Origin of the sequence: Streptomyces sp. JH002 (genome assembly GCF_050916115.1) — a bacterium.
Classification (GTDB): Bacteria; Actinomycetota; Actinomycetes; order Streptomycetales; family Streptomycetaceae; genus Streptomyces; species Streptomyces xiamenensis.
The window spans coordinates 3,676,735-3,693,337 of the sequence record NZ_CP087989.1; the positions used below are offsets into that span (position 1 = coordinate 3,676,735).

Annotated in this window: 17 protein-coding genes and 2 pseudogenes; 15 read left to right on the plus strand and 4 right to left on the minus strand. The window is 73.1% G+C overall.

Annotated elements, in window-relative coordinates:
• The first annotated feature begins 14 nt into the window (after nucleotides 1–14).
• The 5 genes from H7827_RS16655 (at nucleotide 15) to crcB (ending at nucleotide 3,502) form a co-directional block, all read left to right on the plus strand.
• Nucleotides 15–968, plus strand: coding sequence for a DUF3048 domain-containing protein (locus H7827_RS16655; RefSeq protein WP_432746194.1), 954 nt, complete (start codon nucleotides 15–17; stop codon nucleotides 966–968).
• 296 nt (nucleotides 969–1,264) lie between these two features.
• Nucleotides 1,265–2,287 carry a rod shape-determining protein gene (locus tag H7827_RS16660; RefSeq protein ID WP_030735092.1) on the plus strand — a complete coding sequence of 341 codons (1,023 nt, stop codon included), beginning with the start codon at nucleotides 1,265–1,267 and terminating at the stop codon, nucleotides 2,285–2,287.
• A gap of 41 nt (nucleotides 2,288–2,328) precedes the next feature.
• Nucleotides 2,329–2,763, plus strand: a complete 435-nt coding sequence (locus H7827_RS16665; RefSeq protein WP_432746196.1) for a fluoride efflux transporter FluC — start codon at nucleotides 2,329–2,331, stop codon at nucleotides 2,761–2,763.
• Nucleotides 2,760–3,134: a DUF190 domain-containing protein gene (locus H7827_RS16670; RefSeq protein WP_386532179.1), complete on the plus strand. Its 375-nt coding sequence runs from the start codon at nucleotides 2,760–2,762 to the stop codon at nucleotides 3,132–3,134. Before H7827_RS16665 ends, H7827_RS16670 begins: the two co-directional genes overlap by 4 nt.
• On the plus strand, nucleotides 3,131–3,502 hold the full coding sequence (gene crcB / locus H7827_RS16675; RefSeq protein ID WP_432746198.1) for a fluoride efflux transporter CrcB: 372 nt from the start codon (nucleotides 3,131–3,133) through the stop codon (nucleotides 3,500–3,502). The genes H7827_RS16670 and crcB overlap by 4 nt, the downstream gene beginning before the upstream one ends.
• Nucleotides 3,503–3,578: 76 nt before the next feature.
• Here crcB and H7827_RS16680 read toward each other — a convergent pair whose 3' ends face one another.
• Nucleotides 3,579–4,694: a murein hydrolase activator EnvC family protein gene (locus H7827_RS16680; RefSeq protein ID WP_432746200.1), complete on the minus strand. Its 1,116-nt coding sequence runs from the start codon at nucleotides 4,692–4,694 to the stop codon at nucleotides 3,579–3,581.
• Nucleotides 4,695–4,792: 98 nt separating this feature from the next.
• On the opposite strand from H7827_RS16680, the pseudogene H7827_RS16685 reads away from it, so the two are divergent.
• The 6 genes and pseudogenes from H7827_RS16685 to H7827_RS16710 all read left to right on the plus strand — a co-directional run bounded on the left by H7827_RS16685 (nucleotide 4,793) and on the right by H7827_RS16710 (nucleotide 10,653).
• Nucleotides 4,793–5,382, plus strand: a pseudogene (locus H7827_RS16685) (GNAT family N-acetyltransferase).
• 62 nt (nucleotides 5,383–5,444) lie between these two features.
• Nucleotides 5,445–6,866, plus strand: coding sequence for a dihydrolipoyl dehydrogenase (gene lpdA, locus H7827_RS16690; protein WP_030735074.1), 1,422 nt, complete (start codon nucleotides 5,445–5,447; stop codon nucleotides 6,864–6,866).
• A 96-nt stretch (nucleotides 6,867–6,962) separates the two neighbouring features.
• Nucleotides 6,963–8,207, plus strand: coding sequence for a sensor histidine kinase (locus H7827_RS16695; RefSeq protein WP_432746202.1), 1,245 nt, complete (start codon nucleotides 6,963–6,965; stop codon nucleotides 8,205–8,207).
• The gene (locus H7827_RS16700; protein WP_432746204.1) at nucleotides 8,207–8,911 is read left to right on the plus strand and encodes a response regulator; all 705 of its coding nucleotides are present in this window, start codon (nucleotides 8,207–8,209) and stop codon (nucleotides 8,909–8,911) included. Before H7827_RS16695 ends, H7827_RS16700 begins: the two co-directional genes overlap by 1 nt.
• A gap of 75 nt (nucleotides 8,912–8,986) precedes the next feature.
• On the plus strand, nucleotides 8,987–9,913 hold the full coding sequence (locus H7827_RS16705) for an ATP-binding cassette domain-containing protein (protein WP_432746206.1): 927 nt from the start codon (nucleotides 8,987–8,989) through the stop codon (nucleotides 9,911–9,913).
• A gap of 5 nt (nucleotides 9,914–9,918) precedes the next feature.
• The gene (locus H7827_RS16710; RefSeq protein ID WP_432746208.1) at nucleotides 9,919–10,653 is read left to right on the plus strand and encodes an ABC transporter permease subunit; all 735 of its coding nucleotides are present in this window, start codon (nucleotides 9,919–9,921) and stop codon (nucleotides 10,651–10,653) included.
• 75 nt (nucleotides 10,654–10,728) lie between these two features.
• On the opposite strand, the gene H7827_RS16715 is transcribed toward H7827_RS16710, so the two are convergent.
• The gene (locus H7827_RS16715; protein WP_043178101.1) at nucleotides 10,729–11,568 is read right to left on the minus strand and encodes a SigB/SigF/SigG family RNA polymerase sigma factor; all 840 of its coding nucleotides are present in this window, start codon (nucleotides 11,566–11,568) and stop codon (nucleotides 10,729–10,731) included.
• A gap of 283 nt (nucleotides 11,569–11,851) precedes the next feature.
• On the opposite strand from H7827_RS16715, the gene H7827_RS16720 reads away from it, so the two are divergent.
• Together H7827_RS16720 and H7827_RS16725 are read left to right on the plus strand one after the other, a co-directional pair.
• A complete protein-coding gene (locus H7827_RS16720) occupies nucleotides 11,852–12,265 on the plus strand; it encodes a DoxX family protein (RefSeq protein ID WP_432746211.1) in 414 nt (137 codons plus the stop codon).
• Between the two features lie 118 nt (nucleotides 12,266–12,383).
• A complete protein-coding gene (locus H7827_RS16725) occupies nucleotides 12,384–13,553 on the plus strand; it encodes a MarP family serine protease (RefSeq protein ID WP_432747993.1) in 1,170 nt (389 codons plus the stop codon).
• Here H7827_RS16725 and H7827_RS16730 read toward each other — a convergent pair.
• Nucleotides 13,547–14,212 carry a histone deacetylase gene (locus H7827_RS16730; protein WP_432746213.1) on the minus strand — a complete coding sequence of 222 codons (666 nt, stop codon included), beginning with the start codon at nucleotides 14,210–14,212 and terminating at the stop codon, nucleotides 13,547–13,549. The two genes, H7827_RS16725 and H7827_RS16730, sit on opposite strands and share 7 nt — an antisense overlap.
• A gap of 58 nt (nucleotides 14,213–14,270) precedes the next feature.
• Here H7827_RS16730 and H7827_RS16735 point away from each other — a divergent pair.
• Nucleotides 14,271–15,192, plus strand: a pseudogene (locus H7827_RS16735) (phosphatidylinositol-specific phospholipase C/glycerophosphodiester phosphodiesterase family protein).
• An 11-nt stretch (nucleotides 15,193–15,203) separates the two neighbouring features.
• Nucleotides 15,204–15,605, plus strand: coding sequence for a hypothetical protein (locus tag H7827_RS16740; RefSeq protein WP_030735046.1), 402 nt, complete (start codon nucleotides 15,204–15,206; stop codon nucleotides 15,603–15,605).
• Here H7827_RS16740 and H7827_RS16745 read toward each other — a convergent pair.
• On the minus strand, nucleotides 15,551–16,591 hold the full coding sequence (locus H7827_RS16745; RefSeq protein ID WP_432746215.1) for a phosphotransferase enzyme family protein: 1,041 nt from the start codon (nucleotides 16,589–16,591) through the stop codon (nucleotides 15,551–15,553). The two genes, H7827_RS16740 and H7827_RS16745, sit on opposite strands and share 55 nt — an antisense overlap.
• Nucleotides 16,592–16,603 lie beyond the last annotated feature (12 nt).

Consider the following 16,603-nt stretch of genomic DNA (forward strand, 5'->3'; position numbering starts at 1 on the left):
GTGAACTTCCCCGCATGAGAGTACGTGCGCTGGTCCTGGCCATGGTGCTGGGTGTTCTGGTGGCCGGGTGTGGTGGTGGCGGTGGGGACGGTGGAGGGGGTCAGAGCGACGGAGGTGAGACCAGTGGGGCCAAGGCGGCCTCACCGTTCACCGGGGAGGATGTCGCCGCCGGGCCCGTCCTGGCCGTCAAGGTGGACAACGCCCCGCAGGCCAGGCCGCAGGTTGGCCTCGGGGACGCCGACATCGTGTACGCCGAGCAGGTCGAGGCGGGGCTGAGCCGTTTTCTCGCGGTGTTCTCCGGGACGCTGCCCGACGAGGTCGGCCCCGTCCGCTCGGCGCGGCAGTCGGATCTGGAGCTGCTGCGGCAGTTCGGTACCCCGGCGCTGGCCTACTCCGGGGTGCAGAGCGCGCTCCAGCCCGAACTGGACGACGCCCGGCTGATCCAGCTGACGCCGGGGATGGCCCCGGAGGCGTACGAGCGGCACGACGACCGGGACGCCCCGCACAATCTCTTCGGCAAGCCCCAAAAACTGCTCGCCGCCGCGCCCGATGCCTCCGACGCCGCCGACATCGGCTTCCGCTTCGGGGACGCTCCCGCCTCCGGGGGTACCGACACCACCGAGGAGAAGGTGTCGTTCCCGGCGGCCGAGTTCGGCTTCAGCTGGTCGGCGCAGGACAAGCGCTGGAAGGTGAGCCTCGACGGGGACAGCACCGACCTGGCCCCGGCCACGGTGGTCGTGCAGCACGTGACGATCACTCAGTCGGAGTTCCACGACAGCTCCGGCGCGTTCACCCCGTTCACCCAGACGACGGGTGAGGGCGCCGCCACGGTGCTGCGGGACGGCAAGAAGTACGAGGGCCGCTGGTCACGGCCGGACGCCGACAGCGGTACCACCTTCACCACCCCGGACGGCGAGCCCTTGCGCTTCGCCACCGGTCAGGTCTGGGTGGTGCTCGCCGAAGCGTGACGCGGACGGTGATGCGGGCAGGGGCCCGGCGCGCCGTACCTCCGGACCCGCACCTGTCGTGGTGCGGGTCCGGCGCTCTGTCCGGGCCACGTCCGCAGGGCGCGCGGGCCGGAGCCGGCCGCGCGCCGGGTGGACCGGTCAAGCCCTCGCGACCCGCACCGACCACGCCACCAGTGTCATCGTATGTACTTCATACGGCCATGTCGGTGGTTGTACGTGCTCTGACGGAGTGTTGGACGCCCCGTGCGGAGCACTCCAGCGGGCGTCTCCGGTGGCGGGTACACAAGATGATCAGTATGACCCTCAGTCTTGACCATCTCCGTCGTTGCACTGTGGCCGCCGACCTGGGCGCGTCCCGTACCCGCGTCTACCTCAAGCAGTCAGGACTCATCGTCGACGAACCGTCAGTCGTCGCCGTCAACACCAAGACCGGCGCCCTGCTCGCGGTCGGCTCCCCCGCCGAGCGGATGGCCGGACGCACCCCCGCCAACATCCGCGTCGTGCGCCCCATCAACGGCGGCACCGTCGTCGACATCGACATGGCCCAGCGCATGCTGCGCGCCATGGTCGGCCCCAAGCTGCGCCGCGCCTTCCGCCGCAAGCCGCTGCTGCGCGCCGCCGTGTGCATCCCGCACGACGCCGACCCGCTCGCCCGCCGCGCCGCGCTGGAGACCCTCATCGGGCTCGGTGCCCGCCGCGTCGAACTCGTCGACTCCCTCGTCACCGCCGGCATCGGCTGCGGGCTCCCGGTCGAGCAGCCCGAGGCCACCATGATCGTGCAGGTCGGGGCCGCCACCACCCAGGTCGCGGTGCTCTCCCTCGGCTCCATCGTCGCCGCCGAGAAGGTGCCGATCGGCGGCGAGACGTTCGACCGCGCCCTCGTCCAGCACCTGCGCAACCAGCACGAGCTGCTGCTGCCCTCGCTGGCGGTCCGGCCGCTGCACCAGGTGCTCAACGGCGACATCCCGCAGATCACCGAGGTGCACGGGCGCGACGTCGCCACCGGTCTGGCCCGCACGGTCAAGGTCGACCCCGAGAGCCTGCGGCTGGCGGTGCGCACCCCGCTCACCTCCCTGCTGGACGCCATCCGCGCCGTCCTGCACCGCTGCCCGCCCGACCTGGTGGCCGACCTCGCCGACCGCGGCATCATGCTCACCGGCGGCGCCGCCCAGCTGCCGGGTCTGGACACCACGCTGCGCGAGAACACCGGCATGCCGGTCAACGTCGCCGAGGACCCGGGGCTGTGCGCGGTCCAGGGGCTCGGCGCGATGCTGGAGGGCCGGGTGCGGCCGCTGCCCGTTCCCGAGCCGGCGAACTGACCCGTGGCCGGCGTGGGTCCCGGCGTTAACATGACGCCACCATGGACAAGCTCAGGCCGCCGCGCCCGTCCGCCGGGCCCGCGCCCACGGTGGTACTCGCCGTGGCGCTGGGCGGCGGACTGGGCGCGACGGCACGGTACGGCGCGACGCGGCTGTGGGAAGTGCCCGCCGAGAGCGGCTTTCCCTGGACGATTCTCGCGGTCAACGCCCTCGGGTGTGCCCTCATCGGGGCGCTGATGGTGATCACCGAGGAACGCGGCCACCCGCTGGCCCGGCCCTTCCTGGGCACCGGCGTGCTGGGCGGCTTCACCACCTTCTCCGCGTACGCCGAGGGCATCCGCGCCCTGACGGACGCGGGGCGGGTGGGGCCCGCGCTGGGGTATCTGGTGGCGACCCTGGCGGCGGCGATGGCCGCCGTGTGGGCGGGCACGGCCTCCACGCGCGCCGTCCTGGCCCGGCGACGGAGGCCGGCGTGACGTCCGGGGCGTCCGGGGCGACGGCGGTGACGGGGGCAGCGGGAACGCCGGAACGAACGACGGCGGGGCTGCGGCTCACCGTGCTGGTCGGTGAGGGCGACCTGCACGGGCACCGGCCGCTGTACAGCGAGATCGTGCACCGGGCGCACCGGGCCCGGCTGGCGGGGGCGAGCGTCTTCCGCGGTATCGAGGGCTTCGGCGCCTCCTCGCTGATCCACACCACCCGGCTGCTGTCGCTGAGCGAGGAGCTGCCGGTCGCGGTGGTCGTCGTGGATGTGGCGGAACGGGTGCGGGCGTTCGTGGCGGAGCTGCGGGACGTGGTGGGGGAGACCCTGGTGGCGTGGGTCGACGAGGTGGAGATCGTCCGGTGAACTGGATCCTGGTGTTCGTGGGCGGCATGGTGGGCGCGCCGCTGCGCTACCTGACCGACCGTGCGGTGCAGGCCCGGCACGATCAGCTCTTTCCGTGGGGCACGCTCACGGTGAACGTGACCGGCTGCGCGGTGTTCGGCGCGCTGACCGGCGCGGCGGCGGCCGGGGCGGCCTCCTCCTCCGCGCAACTGCTGCTGGGCACGGGGATGATGGGGGCGATGACGACGTACTCCACCTTCTCCTACGAGACGCTGCGGCTGGCCGAGTCGGGGGCCAGGCTGCTGGCGGCCCTCAACATGGCGGTCAGCGTCATCACCGGCACGGCGGCCGTCTTCGCGGCGCACGCGCTGGCCGAGCGGCTGCTGTGAAACCCCGGTGTGCGACGCGCGGCGGGCGGACGGGTGACACGGCACCGTGCCACCGCGAGCTCACCGGGTCACCGGGTCACAGGGTCACGCCGTGGTCGCGCAGCCAGGGGGCCGGGTCGATGGCCGAACCGACGTACGGGGTCAGGCGGATCTCGAAGTGCAGGTGCGGCCCGGTGGAGTTCCCGGTGCTGCCGGACAGGCCCAGGCGCTGACCGACGGCGATGCGGCTGCCCTCCGCCACCTCGGTGAGCGAGAGATGCGCGTACTGGCTGTAGTAGCCGTTCCCGTGGTCGATGATCACACTGTTGCCGAAGGCGTCTCCGCAGCTCACCGACACGACGGTGCCCGAGCCGATCGCCCGTACGGGGGTCCCGGTGGGCACCGCGAAGTCCTGGCCGGTGTGGGCCGAGGACCACATCCCGCCGTTCTGCGCGAACGACGCCGACAGCGTGTACCGCTCCACGGGCGCCACCCAGGAAGCGCCGCCGCCCGCCGGTTCGGCCAGCTCGGCCGCGTCGCGGACCCGCGTCGCGCAGTCGCCGGCCGGAACGAGGGCGGGCAGCGCGGCGGCGGGCTGCGCGGTGGCGCGCCGCTTCCTGGCCTCCTGCCGTTCGCGCAGCTCACGCAGTTCCGTCAGCCGCCGCTCCGCCTCCGCGAGGCTCCGCTCGACCTCCTCGCGCACCTCCCGCTGCCGCTCGGCCTCCTGCCGCATGCGGGTGTAGGTACGGGAGGCGCGCAGTTCGTCCCTGGCCAGTGCCGCCTCGGCGTCGCGCACCTCCTCCAGCAGCTGGCGGGCCGCGTGGTCGCCGCGCCCCAGCAGGGAGACCCGGCGCAGGAAGATGTCGGGGGAGTCGGCCAGTATCAGCTGGGCGAGCCCGGTGCCGCCGCCGCCCGAGCGGTACTGCTCGCGGGCCCGCTGCCCGGCGATGTCCCGCAGGGCGGCCAGCCGTTCGCGCTCCGCCGTCAGCCGCTCGCGCACCTCGGCCACCTCGGCGCGCTGGTCGATCTGCCGTCTTCGCAGCCGCTCGTGGGTGGCGGTGGCGCCGGCGGCCTCCGCCCGCAGCTCCCTGACCTCGGCGGTCAGGGACTCGACCGTCGGTGGCGTCGCGGCCGCCCCGGGGGAGGGACACGCGGCGGCGAGCACCACCGCGAGGGCGACGCCTCGCTGAAATGTACGGATTCGCTGACGCACGTCGCCGATGCTGGCGCCGCCACACCGTACGGCCGCCGCTGACACACCTTCAGCCCCCGACCAGAACCCGGATGCCGTAGTCGCCCCCTGCTGTCAGGATGACGGCCATGGCCGCACCCGCACCACAGATCGTTCACACCGCGCAGCTGGACGCCGACACCCGCACGGCGGTCCGCACCCTCCTCGACGAGGCGTTCGACGGCGACTTCACCGACGAGGACTGGTCGCACACCCTGGGCGGGCTGCACGCCCTGATCCGGACACCGGACGGGCGCCTCATCGGGCACGGCGCCGTCATCCAGCGCCGGCTGCTGCACGGCGGGCGGGCGATCCGGACCGGGTACCTCGAAGGGGTCGCGGTCCGTGCCGGACACCGCGGGCACGGCCACGGCGCCGCGCTGCTGCGCGCGCTGGAGGAGATCGTGCGCCGCGCGTACTCCCCCAGACTTCGTCCGGGAGGTGCCCCCAGGGAGCGCTCGCCTCCTCCGAGGACGCCCGGGACTTCTACGCGGCGCGCGGCTGGCGGAAGTGGCAGGGGCCCACCTCCGTGCTGACGGCCGAGGGCCTGGCCCGTACGGCGGAGGACGACGACGGGGTGTTCGTCCTGCCGGTACGGCCTGCGGCCGACATCCCGCTCGACCTGGCCGGCGAGCTGTCCTGCGACTGGCGGGACGGCGACGTGTGGTAGGTGCGGCGTAGTGTCGGTGGCACAGCCTTCAGCCACCCCTTCACCCAGAAAGCGTGAGACGCATGAGCACGCACTATGACGTCGTCGTCCTGGGCGCCGGACCCGGCGGCTACACCGCCGCCGTCCGCGCCAGCCAGCTCGGACTGCGGACCGCGGTCATCGAGGCGAAGTACTGGGGCGGGGTCTGTCTGAACGTCGGGTGCATCCCCTCCAAGGCCCTGCTGCGCAACGCGGAGCTGGCCCACCTGTTCACCCATGAGGCGCAGACCTTCGGGATCAAGGTCGAGGGCCGGGTCAGCTTCGACTACACCGAGGCGTACAGCCGCAGCCGCAAGGTCGCCGACGGGCGGGTGGCCGGCGTGCACTACCTGATGAAGAAGAACGGCATCACCGAGTACCAGGGCCGCGGCACCTTCGCCGACGACCACACGCTGCGGGTGGAGCTGAACTCCGGCGGCACCGAGACCGTCACCTTCGACCACTGCGTCATCGCCTCCGGCGCCACCACCAAGCTGCTGCCGGGCACCAGCCTCAGCGAGCGCGTGGTCACCTACGAGGAGCAGATCCTGGAGTCGGAGCTGCCCGGCTCCATCATCATCGCGGGTGCCGGGGCGATCGGGGTGGAGTTCGCGTACGTCCTGGCCTCCTACGGCGTCAAGGTGACGATCGTGGAGTTCCTGGACCGGCTGGTGCCGCTGGAGGACGCGGACGTCTCCAAGGAGCTGGCGCGGCAGTACCGCAAGCTGGGCATCGAGGCGCTCACCTCCACCCGGGTCGAGTCGATCGACGACGGCGACCCGGCCGCGCCGGTGCGGGTGACCGTGACCCGCGCGGATGGCACCCGGCAGGTGCTGGAGGCCGACAAGGTGCTCCAGGCGATCGGCTTCGCGCCGCGGGTGACGGGCTACGGGCTGGAGAACACCGGGGTGCGGCTCACCGAGCGCGGCGCCATCGACGTCGACGGGCGGCTGCGTACCTCGGTGCCGCACATCTTCGCGATCGGGGACGTCACCGCCAAGCTCATGCTGGCGCACGCCGCCGAGTCCATGGGCATCATCGCGGCCGAGACGATCGCGGGCGCCGAGACGATGGAGCTCGACTACGTGATGATCCCGCGCGCCACCTACTGCCAGCCGCAGATCGCCAGTTTCGGCTGGACCGAGGCGCAGGCGAAGGAGCAGGCGGCGGAGCGGGGCTGGGACGTGAAGGTGGTGAAGTTCCCCTTCACCGCCAACGGCAAGGCGCACGGGCTGGGGCAGGCCACCGGGTTCGTCAAGATCATCTCGGACGACACGCACGGCGAGCTGCTCGGCGCGCACCTCATCGGCCCCGAGGTGACCGAGCTGCTTCCGGAGCTGACCCTGGCGCAGCAGTGGGACCTGACCGTCCATGAGGTGGCGCGGAACGTGCACGCGCACCCCACGCTGGGCGAGGCGGTCAAGGAGGCCATCCACGGGCTCTCGGGGCACATGATCAACATGTAGCGAGCGGACGGCGGTCGTTCCGGCCGGGCCGTCACCGGCCGGAACTACTCCCGCTGGTGTACGCGCCCGGGCGGCCGCGCCCGTACGGTGAATCGTGTGGCGAGCGTGGCGAGGCGGCTGACGGTCCGGGATGTGGCGCTGAGCGTGGCCGTGGGCTGCGTCACGACGGCGGACCTGGCCGCCGATGTGCCGGGGTCGGGCGAGCCCGACCGGTTCAGCTGGCTGGTGCTGGCCCTGTCCGTGGCCGGCCTGCTGGCGCACCGTGTGCTGCCGCTGTTCTCGGCGGTGGTGACCGGCGCCGGCTCCCTCACCTGGACGCTGTACGGGCACATCGGCGAGCTGCTGAACCTGCCGTTCATGGTGAGTCTGTACTTCGTGGCGGTCTCGGGGCACCGCGGCCGTACGGTGCGGGTCGCGGTGGTGGCCGCGCTGCTGTCCGGGGCGGCGGCGGTGCTCGCCGGGCGCGAGGCGGGCAACGCCGTGCCCTCGCCCGTACTTGAGCTGGCGGTGCCGCTGGTGCCGCTGCTGCTCGGCGAGGCGGTGCGGGGGCGGCGCGAGCTGACCGCCCACTACGCCGAACGGGCCCGGCACGCCGAGCGGGAGCGGGAGCGGGAGGCGGACCGCCGGGTGCGCGAGGAACGGGTACGCATCGCACGCGAGTTGCACGACATCGTCGCCCACACCGTCTCCGCGATGACCGTCCAGGCCGCGGTCGCCCTGGACGCCCTGGACCACAGACCCGAGGTGGCGCGCGGCGCGCTGCGGCAGGTGCGCGCCTCGGGGCGCGAGGCGGTGCGCGAGCTGAGCGCCACGGTGGCGGTGCTGCGCGAGGACGGTCCCGGCGGTGGCCCCGGCGCGGACGGCGGGCCGCCGCCGACGGCGCCCACACCGCGGCTGTCGCAGCTGGAGGAGCTGATCGCGCGGATGTCGGGTGACCGGCTGCGGGTCACCCTGCGCGACGGATCGGGGGCCGGGGCCGCGCTGCCCACGGTGGTGGAGCTGGCGGCCTACCGGATCGTGCAGGAGGCGCTGACCAACGTGGTCAAGCACTCGGCGGCGCGCACGGCGGGCGTGTGGATCCACCGTTCGGGTGAGGGCGGCGCCGGGCCGCTGACCGTCGAGGTGGTGGACGAGGGTCCGCCGGCGGCGGGCGGCGGCCGGGCGGGGGAGGCCGTAGGCGGTTTCGGGCTGCTCGGCATGCGGGAAAGGGCCGCCACCGTCGGTGGCAGTATCGCCTGCGGCCCGACCCCGGACGGCGGCTTCCGGGTCCGGGCCGTGCTGCCGGTCCATCCGTGCGGCACCCCTGCCACCGCCGTCGCCACGAACACCGGGGAGACGTGATGAACGACGGCAGCCGGGTGCGGGTCGTGCTGGCCGACGACCAGCCGGTGGTGCGCGCCGGGTTCCGGGCGCTGCTCGACCTGACCGGGGACCTGGTGGTGGTGGCCGAGGCGGCGGACGGCGCGCAAGCCCTGGCGGCGGTGCGCACCACCCGGCCCGATGTGGTGCTGATGGACATCCGGATGCCCCGCATGGACGGTCTCGAGGCGATCCGGCACATCGCCGCCGACCCCGCGCTGGACGCCGTACGGGTGCTGGTGCTGACCACCTTCGAGGTGGACGAGTACGTCTTCGAGGCGCTGCGGTCGGGCGCGGCGGGGTTCTTGCTGAAGGACATCGAGCCGGAGCGGCTGCGGGAGGCGATCCGCACGGTGGCGCAGGGGCACAGCCTGCTGGCGGCCTCGGTGACCCGCCGGGTGATCGAGGAGTTCGCCCGGCTGCGGACGGCCCGCCCGGTGGACGCGGAACGGCGGCTGGCGGTGCTGACCGAGCGGGAGCGCGAGGTGGTGTCGCTGGTGGCGGCCGGACTGAGCAACGCGGACATCGGCGCCCGGCTGTTCATGTCGCCGCTGACCGCGAAGACCCACGTCAGCCGGGCCATGACCAAGCTCGGCGTGCGCGACCGCGCGCAACTGGTGGTGCTGGCCTACGAAACGGGCCTGGTCACGGCCGGGGCGGGCCGCGAGCGGCGGCCGGCCCGCTGAATACTCCGGCGGGAGTAGCGGCCGACTCCCGCGGGCGGATTCGGGGGGTACCCGGTCGCTCGTAGCGTCGGGGACATGATCGAGGTACGGGAGCTGACCAAGCGATACGGAGCGCGGACGGCCGTGGAGGGACTGACCTTCACGGTGCGGCCGGGCCGGGTGACCGGCTTTCTCGGCCCGAACGGGGCGGGCAAGTCGACGACGATGCGGATGATGCTGGGCCTGGACGCGCCCACGGCGGGCAGTGTGCTGATCGCGGGCCGCGCCTACCGCGAACTGCCCGCGCCGTTAAGGGACATCGGCTCGTTGCTGGACGCCAAGGGGGTGCACGGCGGCCGGTCGGCGTACGCACATCTGGCAGGGCTGGCCGCGAGCAACGGCATCCCGCGCCGGCGGGTGGACGAGGTGCTGGAGATGGCCGGCCTGGACGCGGCCACGGCCCGGCGCAGAACCCGTGGGTTCTCCCTGGGCATGGGGCAGCGGCTGGGCATCGCGGCGGCGCTGCTGGGTGATCCGCGGACCCTCCTCCTGGACGAGCCGGTCAACGGGCTCGACACCGAGGGCATCCGGTGGATCCGGGACCTGATGAAGTCGCTGGCGGCGGAAGGGCGCACGGTGTTCCTGTCCAGCCATCTCATGAGCGAGATGGAGCTGACGGCGGACCATCTGATCGTGATCGGGCGCGGGAGGCTGCTCGCGGACACCTCGGTGCGGGAGTTCATCGAGGCCAACTCGCGGGCCCACACCGTGGTGCGGGCGGGCGAGGGAGCGGGGGAGGCGGAGCGGCTGCGGGCCCTGCTGGAGGGCGAGCCCGGGGCACGGGTGCGGCTGGACTCCGGTGGCGGCTGGCTGGTGGAGGGCCCGGCCCCGGCACGGATCGGAGAGCTGGCGCGGGCCCACGGCGTGGCGCTGGCGGAGCTGACGCCCCGGCGCGCCTCGCTGGAAGACGTCTACACGGAGATGGCGCGTTCGTCCGTGGAGTTCGGGGGAGTGGACCGGTGAGGGGGATGCGGGCAGCGCTGGCCCACGAATGGATCAAGTTCCGCAGCGTCCGCTCCACGGTGTGGACCACCGTGGTGATGGCGGTGCTGCCGGTCCCCGGCGCGGTGTTCGTCGCGGCCACGGAGAGTCTCCAGCCGGACGACACGGTGCTGGGCGGCGCGCTGACGCTCACGGTTCCGGCGCTGATGCTGGCGGCGGTGGTGGGCGCGCTGGTCATGAGCGGCGAGTACAGCAGCGGCACGATCCGCACCACCTTCGCGGCGACACCGCGCCGGCGCACGGTGCTCGGGGCGAAGGCCGTGCTGGTGGCGGGCGGTCTGTATCTGCTGGCACTGCCGTCCGTCAGTTGCGCCTATCTGGTGGGCGGCGCGCTGCTGGGCGACGGGTACGCGCAGGGCGACCCGATGCCGGCACTGTTGGGGGTGGCGGGTGCCTTCTCGGTCGCCGGGCTGCTCGGTCTCGCGGTGGGCACCCTGGTACGGCACTCGGCGGGGGCTGTGACCACCGTGCTCGGGGTGCTGCTGCTGCCCTCGCTGTTCGGTCCGCTGTTCGGCGACGCGCAGCGCTGGGTGGCGGGCATATCGCCCACGGCGGCGCTGGAGAAGCTGATACAGACCTCCGACGCCACGGCGGAGGCGGTGGGGTCCCTGGCGGCCTGGCCGTCCCTGGCCCTGGTCGGCGGGTACACCGTGCTGCTCCTGCTGGCGGCCGATACGGCTCTGGGCCGCAGGGACGCCTGAGCGTGCGCTGCCGGGCTCCAGCCGATGCGCCCGCCCGGCACGCCGCCCCGCCCGGTCGACGGGCGGAACCGGGTGTCATTCCCGCTCCTCGCGGTCCTCCTCGATCTCCTCCTGGAGGCGCTCACAGATGCGGGTCAGCAGCCGGGAGACATGCATCTGGGAAATACCCATCCGGTCGGCAATCTTGCTCTGTGTCAACTCGTCGAAAAAACGGAGATACAGAATGTGCTGGTCCCGCTCGGGAAGACAGCGGAGTTTCGGTTTGACCGCTTCCCGGAAGACCACCTGGTCATATCCGGGATCAGGTACCCCCAGCGTGTCCTTGAGGGAGTAGCCGTCATCCGTGCCCGGGAGTTCCGCGTCGAGGGACAGCGGACTGTAACTCTCCAGCGCCTCAAGGCCGGTCATGACCTCCTCGGGGCTCAGCCCGCTGAACTCGGCGAGTTCCGCCACGGTGGGCCGCCGGTCGTCGGGGCGGCATTCCAGCTGGCGGCTGGCGGCCCGCACCTGATTGCGGAGTTCCTGGGTGCGGCGCGGCACGTGCACGCCCCACAGGTGGTCGCGGAAGTGGCGTTTCACCTCGCCGACGATCGTGGGCACCGCGAAGCTCTCGAAGGCGCTGCCGCGCCCCGGATCGTAGCGGTGCACCGCCTTGACCAGGCCGAGGGCCGCCACCTGCTCCAGGTCTTCCAGGGCCTCGCCCCGGTCGCGGAAGTTGCGGGCCAGCCGTCCCGCCATCGGCATCCAGGCGCAGATCACCTCCTGGCACAGCTCCTCCCGCTCGGGGCAGTCGGGCAGGGCGGCGATGCGGTCGAATTGGCGAGCGGTGTCGGGGGCGTCGTCGTGCGGATGGCGTCCACGCCGCCGCCGGGGGGCGGCAGCGGTGTGCGGGGTACTCCGTGCGGACGTGCTCATGGCACCTCCCTGAGGTCGAGGGCAGTCAGCCGGCTACTCTCTGTTGTTTCCGCAAGATACTGCGGCGGAGCCATTCCCCCGGGGATCCCCCCTGCATCCACGGCACTTTCTGCCCATGCCCGACCGGTGCGGGCATAAACGCCACCCCTGACAAAGTCCCGGAAGAATGGGGAAGATTTCCGCTGAAGGTGCGGAGAGCGGCGGGCCGCTATACGGTGGTTGCTGCCCGGTTCCATCCCCGATCCCCGCTCGTTCCTCCTCCGCTTTTCTGGAGGTTTTCGGCATGGATATTCTCGTACTGATCGGCCGGATTCTTTTCGCGCTGCTGTTCCTCGGATCCGCTTTCAACCACCTGTCGCAGAGCAGAGCGATGGCGGGTTATGTCGAATCCAAGGGCCTGCCCTCGGGAGAGAACCTCGTACGCGGCTCCGGCATCCTCATGCTGCTCGGCGCGCTGAGCGTCGCCTTCGGCATCTGGGCCGACCTGGGTGCGCTCCTGCTGGTCGTCTTCCTGGTCCCCACGGCGTTCCTCATGCACGCCTTCTGGAAGGAGAGCGACCCCGGCACCCGGCAGAACGAGATGACGCAGTTCCTCAAGGACATCTCGCTGGCCGGCGCCGCCCTGGCACTGCTGGGCCTGTTCGCCATCGCCGGCGACAAGGTGGGCCTCACCTTCACCGGGCCGCTCTTCGGCTGACGCGCGCCGCGCACCGCCCGCGCGGACACAGGGTCACGCGGACACACGCTCACAAGGAAGACATCGGGAACCAGCAGGGCATTCACCCACGTTTCCCATCATGACGAGAGGGGCCCCGGTGAATCTGCTCGATGTCATCCTTGTGATCGCCGCGATCGCCTTCGCGATATCGGGGTACCGGCTGGGCCTGGTCGCCGCCCTGATCACCCTCGCCGGGTTCGTCGGCGGCGCGGCGATCGGCGTGTGGCTGCTGCCGCTGGCCGTGGAACACATGGCGCCGGGCACCCTCACCGTCACCCTCACCGCCCTGCTCCTGGTACTGGTGCCCGCCGCCATCGGCCAGGCCCTGGCCGGGGCGCTCGCCGTGCGGCTGCGCGACGGCCTCACCTGGACCCCGGTGCGCTGGGCCGACGGAGCGGGCGGCGCCGTCCTCAACGCCACCGCCGTCCTGCTGGTGGCCTGGATCGCCGCCAGCGCGCTGATCAGCTCCCCCTACCCCGGGCTCAACCAGGCGATCCGGGAGTCCCGGGTGCTCACCGGTGTGCAGGACCGGATGCCCGCCCAGGCGCCGACCTGGTTCAGCCGGGCCGCCGGCGCGCTCAGCGAAGCCGGCTTCCCCCGGGTCTTCAACCCCTTCGAACGCGACGCGTCCGCCCTCGACACCTCCACCGTGCCGGCGGCCGACGAGGTCACCGCCGCCGCCCAGCAGGCCGCCGAGGACAGCACGGTCAAGATCGTGGCCACCTCGGGGGACCAGATCCAGGAGGGCAGCGGCTTCGTCTTCGACGACGGACTGGTGATGACCAACGCCCATGTCGTGGAGGGCGCCATCACCCAGACCGTGCAGGTCGGCGGCTCGGGCGCCGCCCAGGGCGCCGATGTGGTCCTCTTCGACCCCGAGACCGACGTCGCCGTCCTCCAGGTGAGCGGACTCACCGCCCCCGCCCTCGACTTCGCCGGGGAGGCCAAGCGCGGCGACAAGGCGGTGGTGGCCGGCTACCCCGAGAACCAGGGCCTGGACCTCCGGGGCGCCACCGTCGCCGGCCGCACCGACGCCCGCGGCCAGGACATCTACGGCACCAACGTCGTCACCCGCGACGTCTACACGCTGCGGGCCAACGTCCGCCCCGGGAACTCCGGCGGCCCGCTCCTCACCTCGGACGGCAAGGTCTACGGCATGGTCTTCGCCCGCTCCTCCACCGATGCCGACACCGGCTACGCGCTGACCGCCGACCAGATCAGACCGCAGGCCAAGGAGGCGTCCCAGAGCGCCGGCACCGGTCACTGACCGCCCGGCAGCACCGCCTCCACCTCCGGCGCGGACCAGTGCCCGGCCGCCCCCGGGCAGGACGCCAGAAAGCGCGCCACACGCGCCACCGGCCAGCCGTGCGCCTCGGCGATGCCCGAGCCCAGCTGCCGCAGATACGGCCCCGTCGGCGCCACCGGCGGCACCTCGTGCAGCCCCCACGGCGCCGTGAACGTCAGCAGCGGCAGCCCGTCGCGCGTCCCGGCCCGCACCAGCGTCTCGTACCGTCCAGGACCGAGCCGGTCCCGGCCGTGCCGCAGTACCCGGCGCAGGTCCAGATCCGTCCCCGGCGCGCGGAACATCTCCTGATGCGCGATGTCCGAGAACTGGCCCGCCGTCAGCAGATAGGCGCGCGCCGGGATCTCCCCCGCCACCGCCGGATCGTAGAAGGCCCGGCCGCCGCCCCACACCGGTGACGTGGTGGCGAAGTACAGCGCCCCCGGCAGCATGACGCCCACGGTGCGCTCCGGCGGGCGCGGATCCCGGCAGCCCGGGTACGTCCGGTCGCCCCCGTCCGCCGAGCGCCCGCCCCGCAGATACGCGTCCAGCCGCGCCCGGTGCGTATTGGAGCCGTACGCCACGTACCACAGCCGGGAAACAACCGGGGAAGGCTCGTCGAACTCCGCCGCGGACCCTGTCACCGCTGCCTCCTGCGCACGATACTCAGCCAGGCCGTACCCCCCGCGTCCTGGAGGAACCGTGGCCCATCCCAGCAGGCGGCTCGCCCTCACCGCCACCGCCGGCGCGCTCGCCGTCCCCGTCCTCACCGGTGCCCGTCCCACCCCGCCCGCCGAACCCCCCTTCGCGCGCCGCGCCCACGCCATGGGGGTACCTCCCGGACGAAGTCCGGGGGAGATTACGAGCACCCCCGCCCGCTCCACGACGCCCTCGACCACGGTTTCGCCAGTGTCGAGGCCGACATCTGGCTGGTGGGCGGTCAGCTCCTGGTCGCCCACGACGAGATCGACCTCGATCCGGCGCGCACCCTCCAGTCCCTCTACCTCGATCCGCTCGCCGCCCGCATCCGCGTCAACGGCGGCTCGGTGTACCGCTCCGCGCCCCGCCGCTCCCTGCAACTCCTCATCGATCTCAAGACCGCGGGCGAGCCCACCTACCGCGCGCTGTCCCGGGCGCTGCGCCCGTACCGGTCGATCCTCGGCTCCGCCACCGCCGCCGGGCGGGTACGGCGCGGGGCGGTCACCGCTGTCGTCTCCGGGGACCGGGCGGCGCGCGCCCCGATGGAGGCCGAAGCCGTCCGGTGGGCCTTCTACGACGGCAGGATCGAGGACCTGGGCGGCCCGGCGCCCGCCTCCTTCATGCCGCTCATCAGCGGCAACTGGAACAACTCCTTCCGCTGGCAGGGCACCGGACCGATCCCGGCCGCCGAACGGGAGGCGCTGCACGACCTCACGGCCCGCGCGCACGCGGCCGGGCAGACCTGGGGGCACCCCCGGCCGGAGGCTGGGGGAGGTTCTGGGCCACGCCGGACGCGCCCGGCCCGGCCAGGGACGCGGTGTGGGGTGAACTCCTGGCGGCGGGCGCCGACTGGATCAACACCGATGACCTGCCAGGGCTCGCGGCCTTCCTGCGCACCCATGACGCTGTCAGTGGCGGCCGCTAACTTCGGGACGTATGACGATCCCCGCGGTCATCCCCATCCAGCACGAGCCCGGCCACCGCACCGACACCATCGGCCACTACCAGCACGGACAGTTCTTCGCCTCCGTCACCGCGACCCTCGACGAGCAGGAGAGGCGCTGGTACGCCGTGCTCCACCTGTTCGACGGGGCCGGCCGGCACCGTTCCTCCCGGATCGAGGCCACCTGTACCGCGGCTGACGGGCTGACCCGGCTCGGCGACTGGCTGGCGGCGCTGCCCGGGCGCCGGTTCGCGGACATCGCGATAGGCCCGTTCTCCGTCCACCACGAGGGGCAGTTGTTCGGCCTCGTGGTGGAGGAGGACCGGGAATGGGTCGAGCTCTACCCCGACCGGCTGGGATTCTCCGCACCCTGGGACGGCCTGTACGACACCTGACCCGGGGAGGACAGCGCCTGGTCCAGCAGGCCGGTGGGCGACAGCACGCTGCGGACGATCTCCAGCGCCCCGGCGCGCTCGCCCTCCGGCAGCCCCTCGCGGTCCAGCACCTGGGCGGCTGGGACCGCCACGTCCTCCAGGGCACGTACACAGCGGTAGTACGTCAGCCGGTCCGCGTCGAGGTCGGCCGGGCCGTACCCCTCGAAGAACCACGTGCGCTGTTCGTCCGTCACCTGCGCGAAGGGCAGCACCCCGCCCAGCACGAACAGCAGGTCCTGTTCGGGCGCCGCGCACACCGCGTCGTCCCAGTCGATCAGCCAGACCCGGTCACCGTCCCCGAGCAGCACGTTGCCCAGATGCGGATCGCCGTGGCAGATCACCCCGGGCGCGGCCGGGTCGGTGGCCGCGGGACGCAGCGCGCCGGCCCGGGCCACCAGTGCGGCCAGCCGCCCCGACCCCTCCCGCCAGGCGTCGGCCAGCCCTCGCACCAGAGGATCGCCGGCCGGAGCCGGCGCGGCCCCGGACGCGGGCAACAGCCAGCGCTCCAGCGCCCGTACGGCGTCCGCCATCGGCCGGTGGCTCTGCGCCGGGCGCATCCCCGGCGGCACCGGAGCCGCGTGCACCCGCGCCAGCAGCCGGCCGAACGCCCGCCAGTGCCCGGCACCCATCGGGCCCTCCAGCACCGGGGTGCCGCCGATCCACGGCACCACCGACAGCCGGCGCCCGGTGCGCAGGCTCCACCACCCGCCGCGCCGGGCGGGCAGCGGCCCCGGCACCCCCGGCACCTCCTGCGCCGCCAGCAGCCCGGCCACGCTCAGCCCCGCGGTGGAACCACCGCCGCTCAGCTTGACCGCGTACGCCGCGCCCTCCTCCGTACGCCCGCGCCACAGCCGGGCGTTCTCATCGGCGCCGCCCGCCACGTCCTCCAAGGAGACAAGGCCCACCCCGAAGTCGGCCCGTACCCATCGCCGTACCTTCTCCTCCATCACAGGAACAGG

Excerpts from the sequence above, each read along its gene's own strand:
- H7827_RS16655 (WP_432746194.1), top strand. The coding sequence starts at position 15 with ATGAGAGTACGTGCGCTGGTCCTGGCCATGGTGCTGGGTGTTCTGGTG.
- H7827_RS16660 (WP_030735092.1), top strand. The coding sequence starts at position 1,265 with ATGACCCTCAGTCTTGACCATCTCCGTCGTTGCACTGTGGCCGCCGAC.
- H7827_RS16665 (WP_432746196.1), top strand. The coding sequence starts at position 2,329 with ATGGACAAGCTCAGGCCGCCGCGCCCGTCCGCCGGGCCCGCGCCCACG.
- lpdA (WP_030735074.1), top strand. The coding sequence starts at position 5,445 with ATGAGCACGCACTATGACGTCGTCGTCCTGGGCGCCGGACCCGGCGGC.
- H7827_RS16700 (WP_432746204.1), top strand. The coding sequence starts at position 8,207 with ATGAACGACGGCAGCCGGGTGCGGGTCGTGCTGGCCGACGACCAGCCG.
- H7827_RS16705 (WP_432746206.1), top strand. The coding sequence starts at position 8,987 with ATGATCGAGGTACGGGAGCTGACCAAGCGATACGGAGCGCGGACGGCC.
- H7827_RS16710 (WP_432746208.1), top strand. The coding sequence starts at position 9,919 with ATGCGGGCAGCGCTGGCCCACGAATGGATCAAGTTCCGCAGCGTCCGC.
- H7827_RS16715 (WP_043178101.1), bottom strand. The coding sequence starts at position 11,568 with ATGAGCACGTCCGCACGGAGTACCCCGCACACCGCTGCCGCCCCCCGG.
- H7827_RS16720 (WP_432746211.1), top strand. The coding sequence starts at position 11,852 with ATGGATATTCTCGTACTGATCGGCCGGATTCTTTTCGCGCTGCTGTTC.
- H7827_RS16740 (WP_030735046.1), top strand. The coding sequence starts at position 15,204 with ATGACGATCCCCGCGGTCATCCCCATCCAGCACGAGCCCGGCCACCGC.
- H7827_RS16745 (WP_432746215.1), bottom strand. The coding sequence starts at position 16,591 with ATGGAGGAGAAGGTACGGCGATGGGTACGGGCCGACTTCGGGGTGGGC.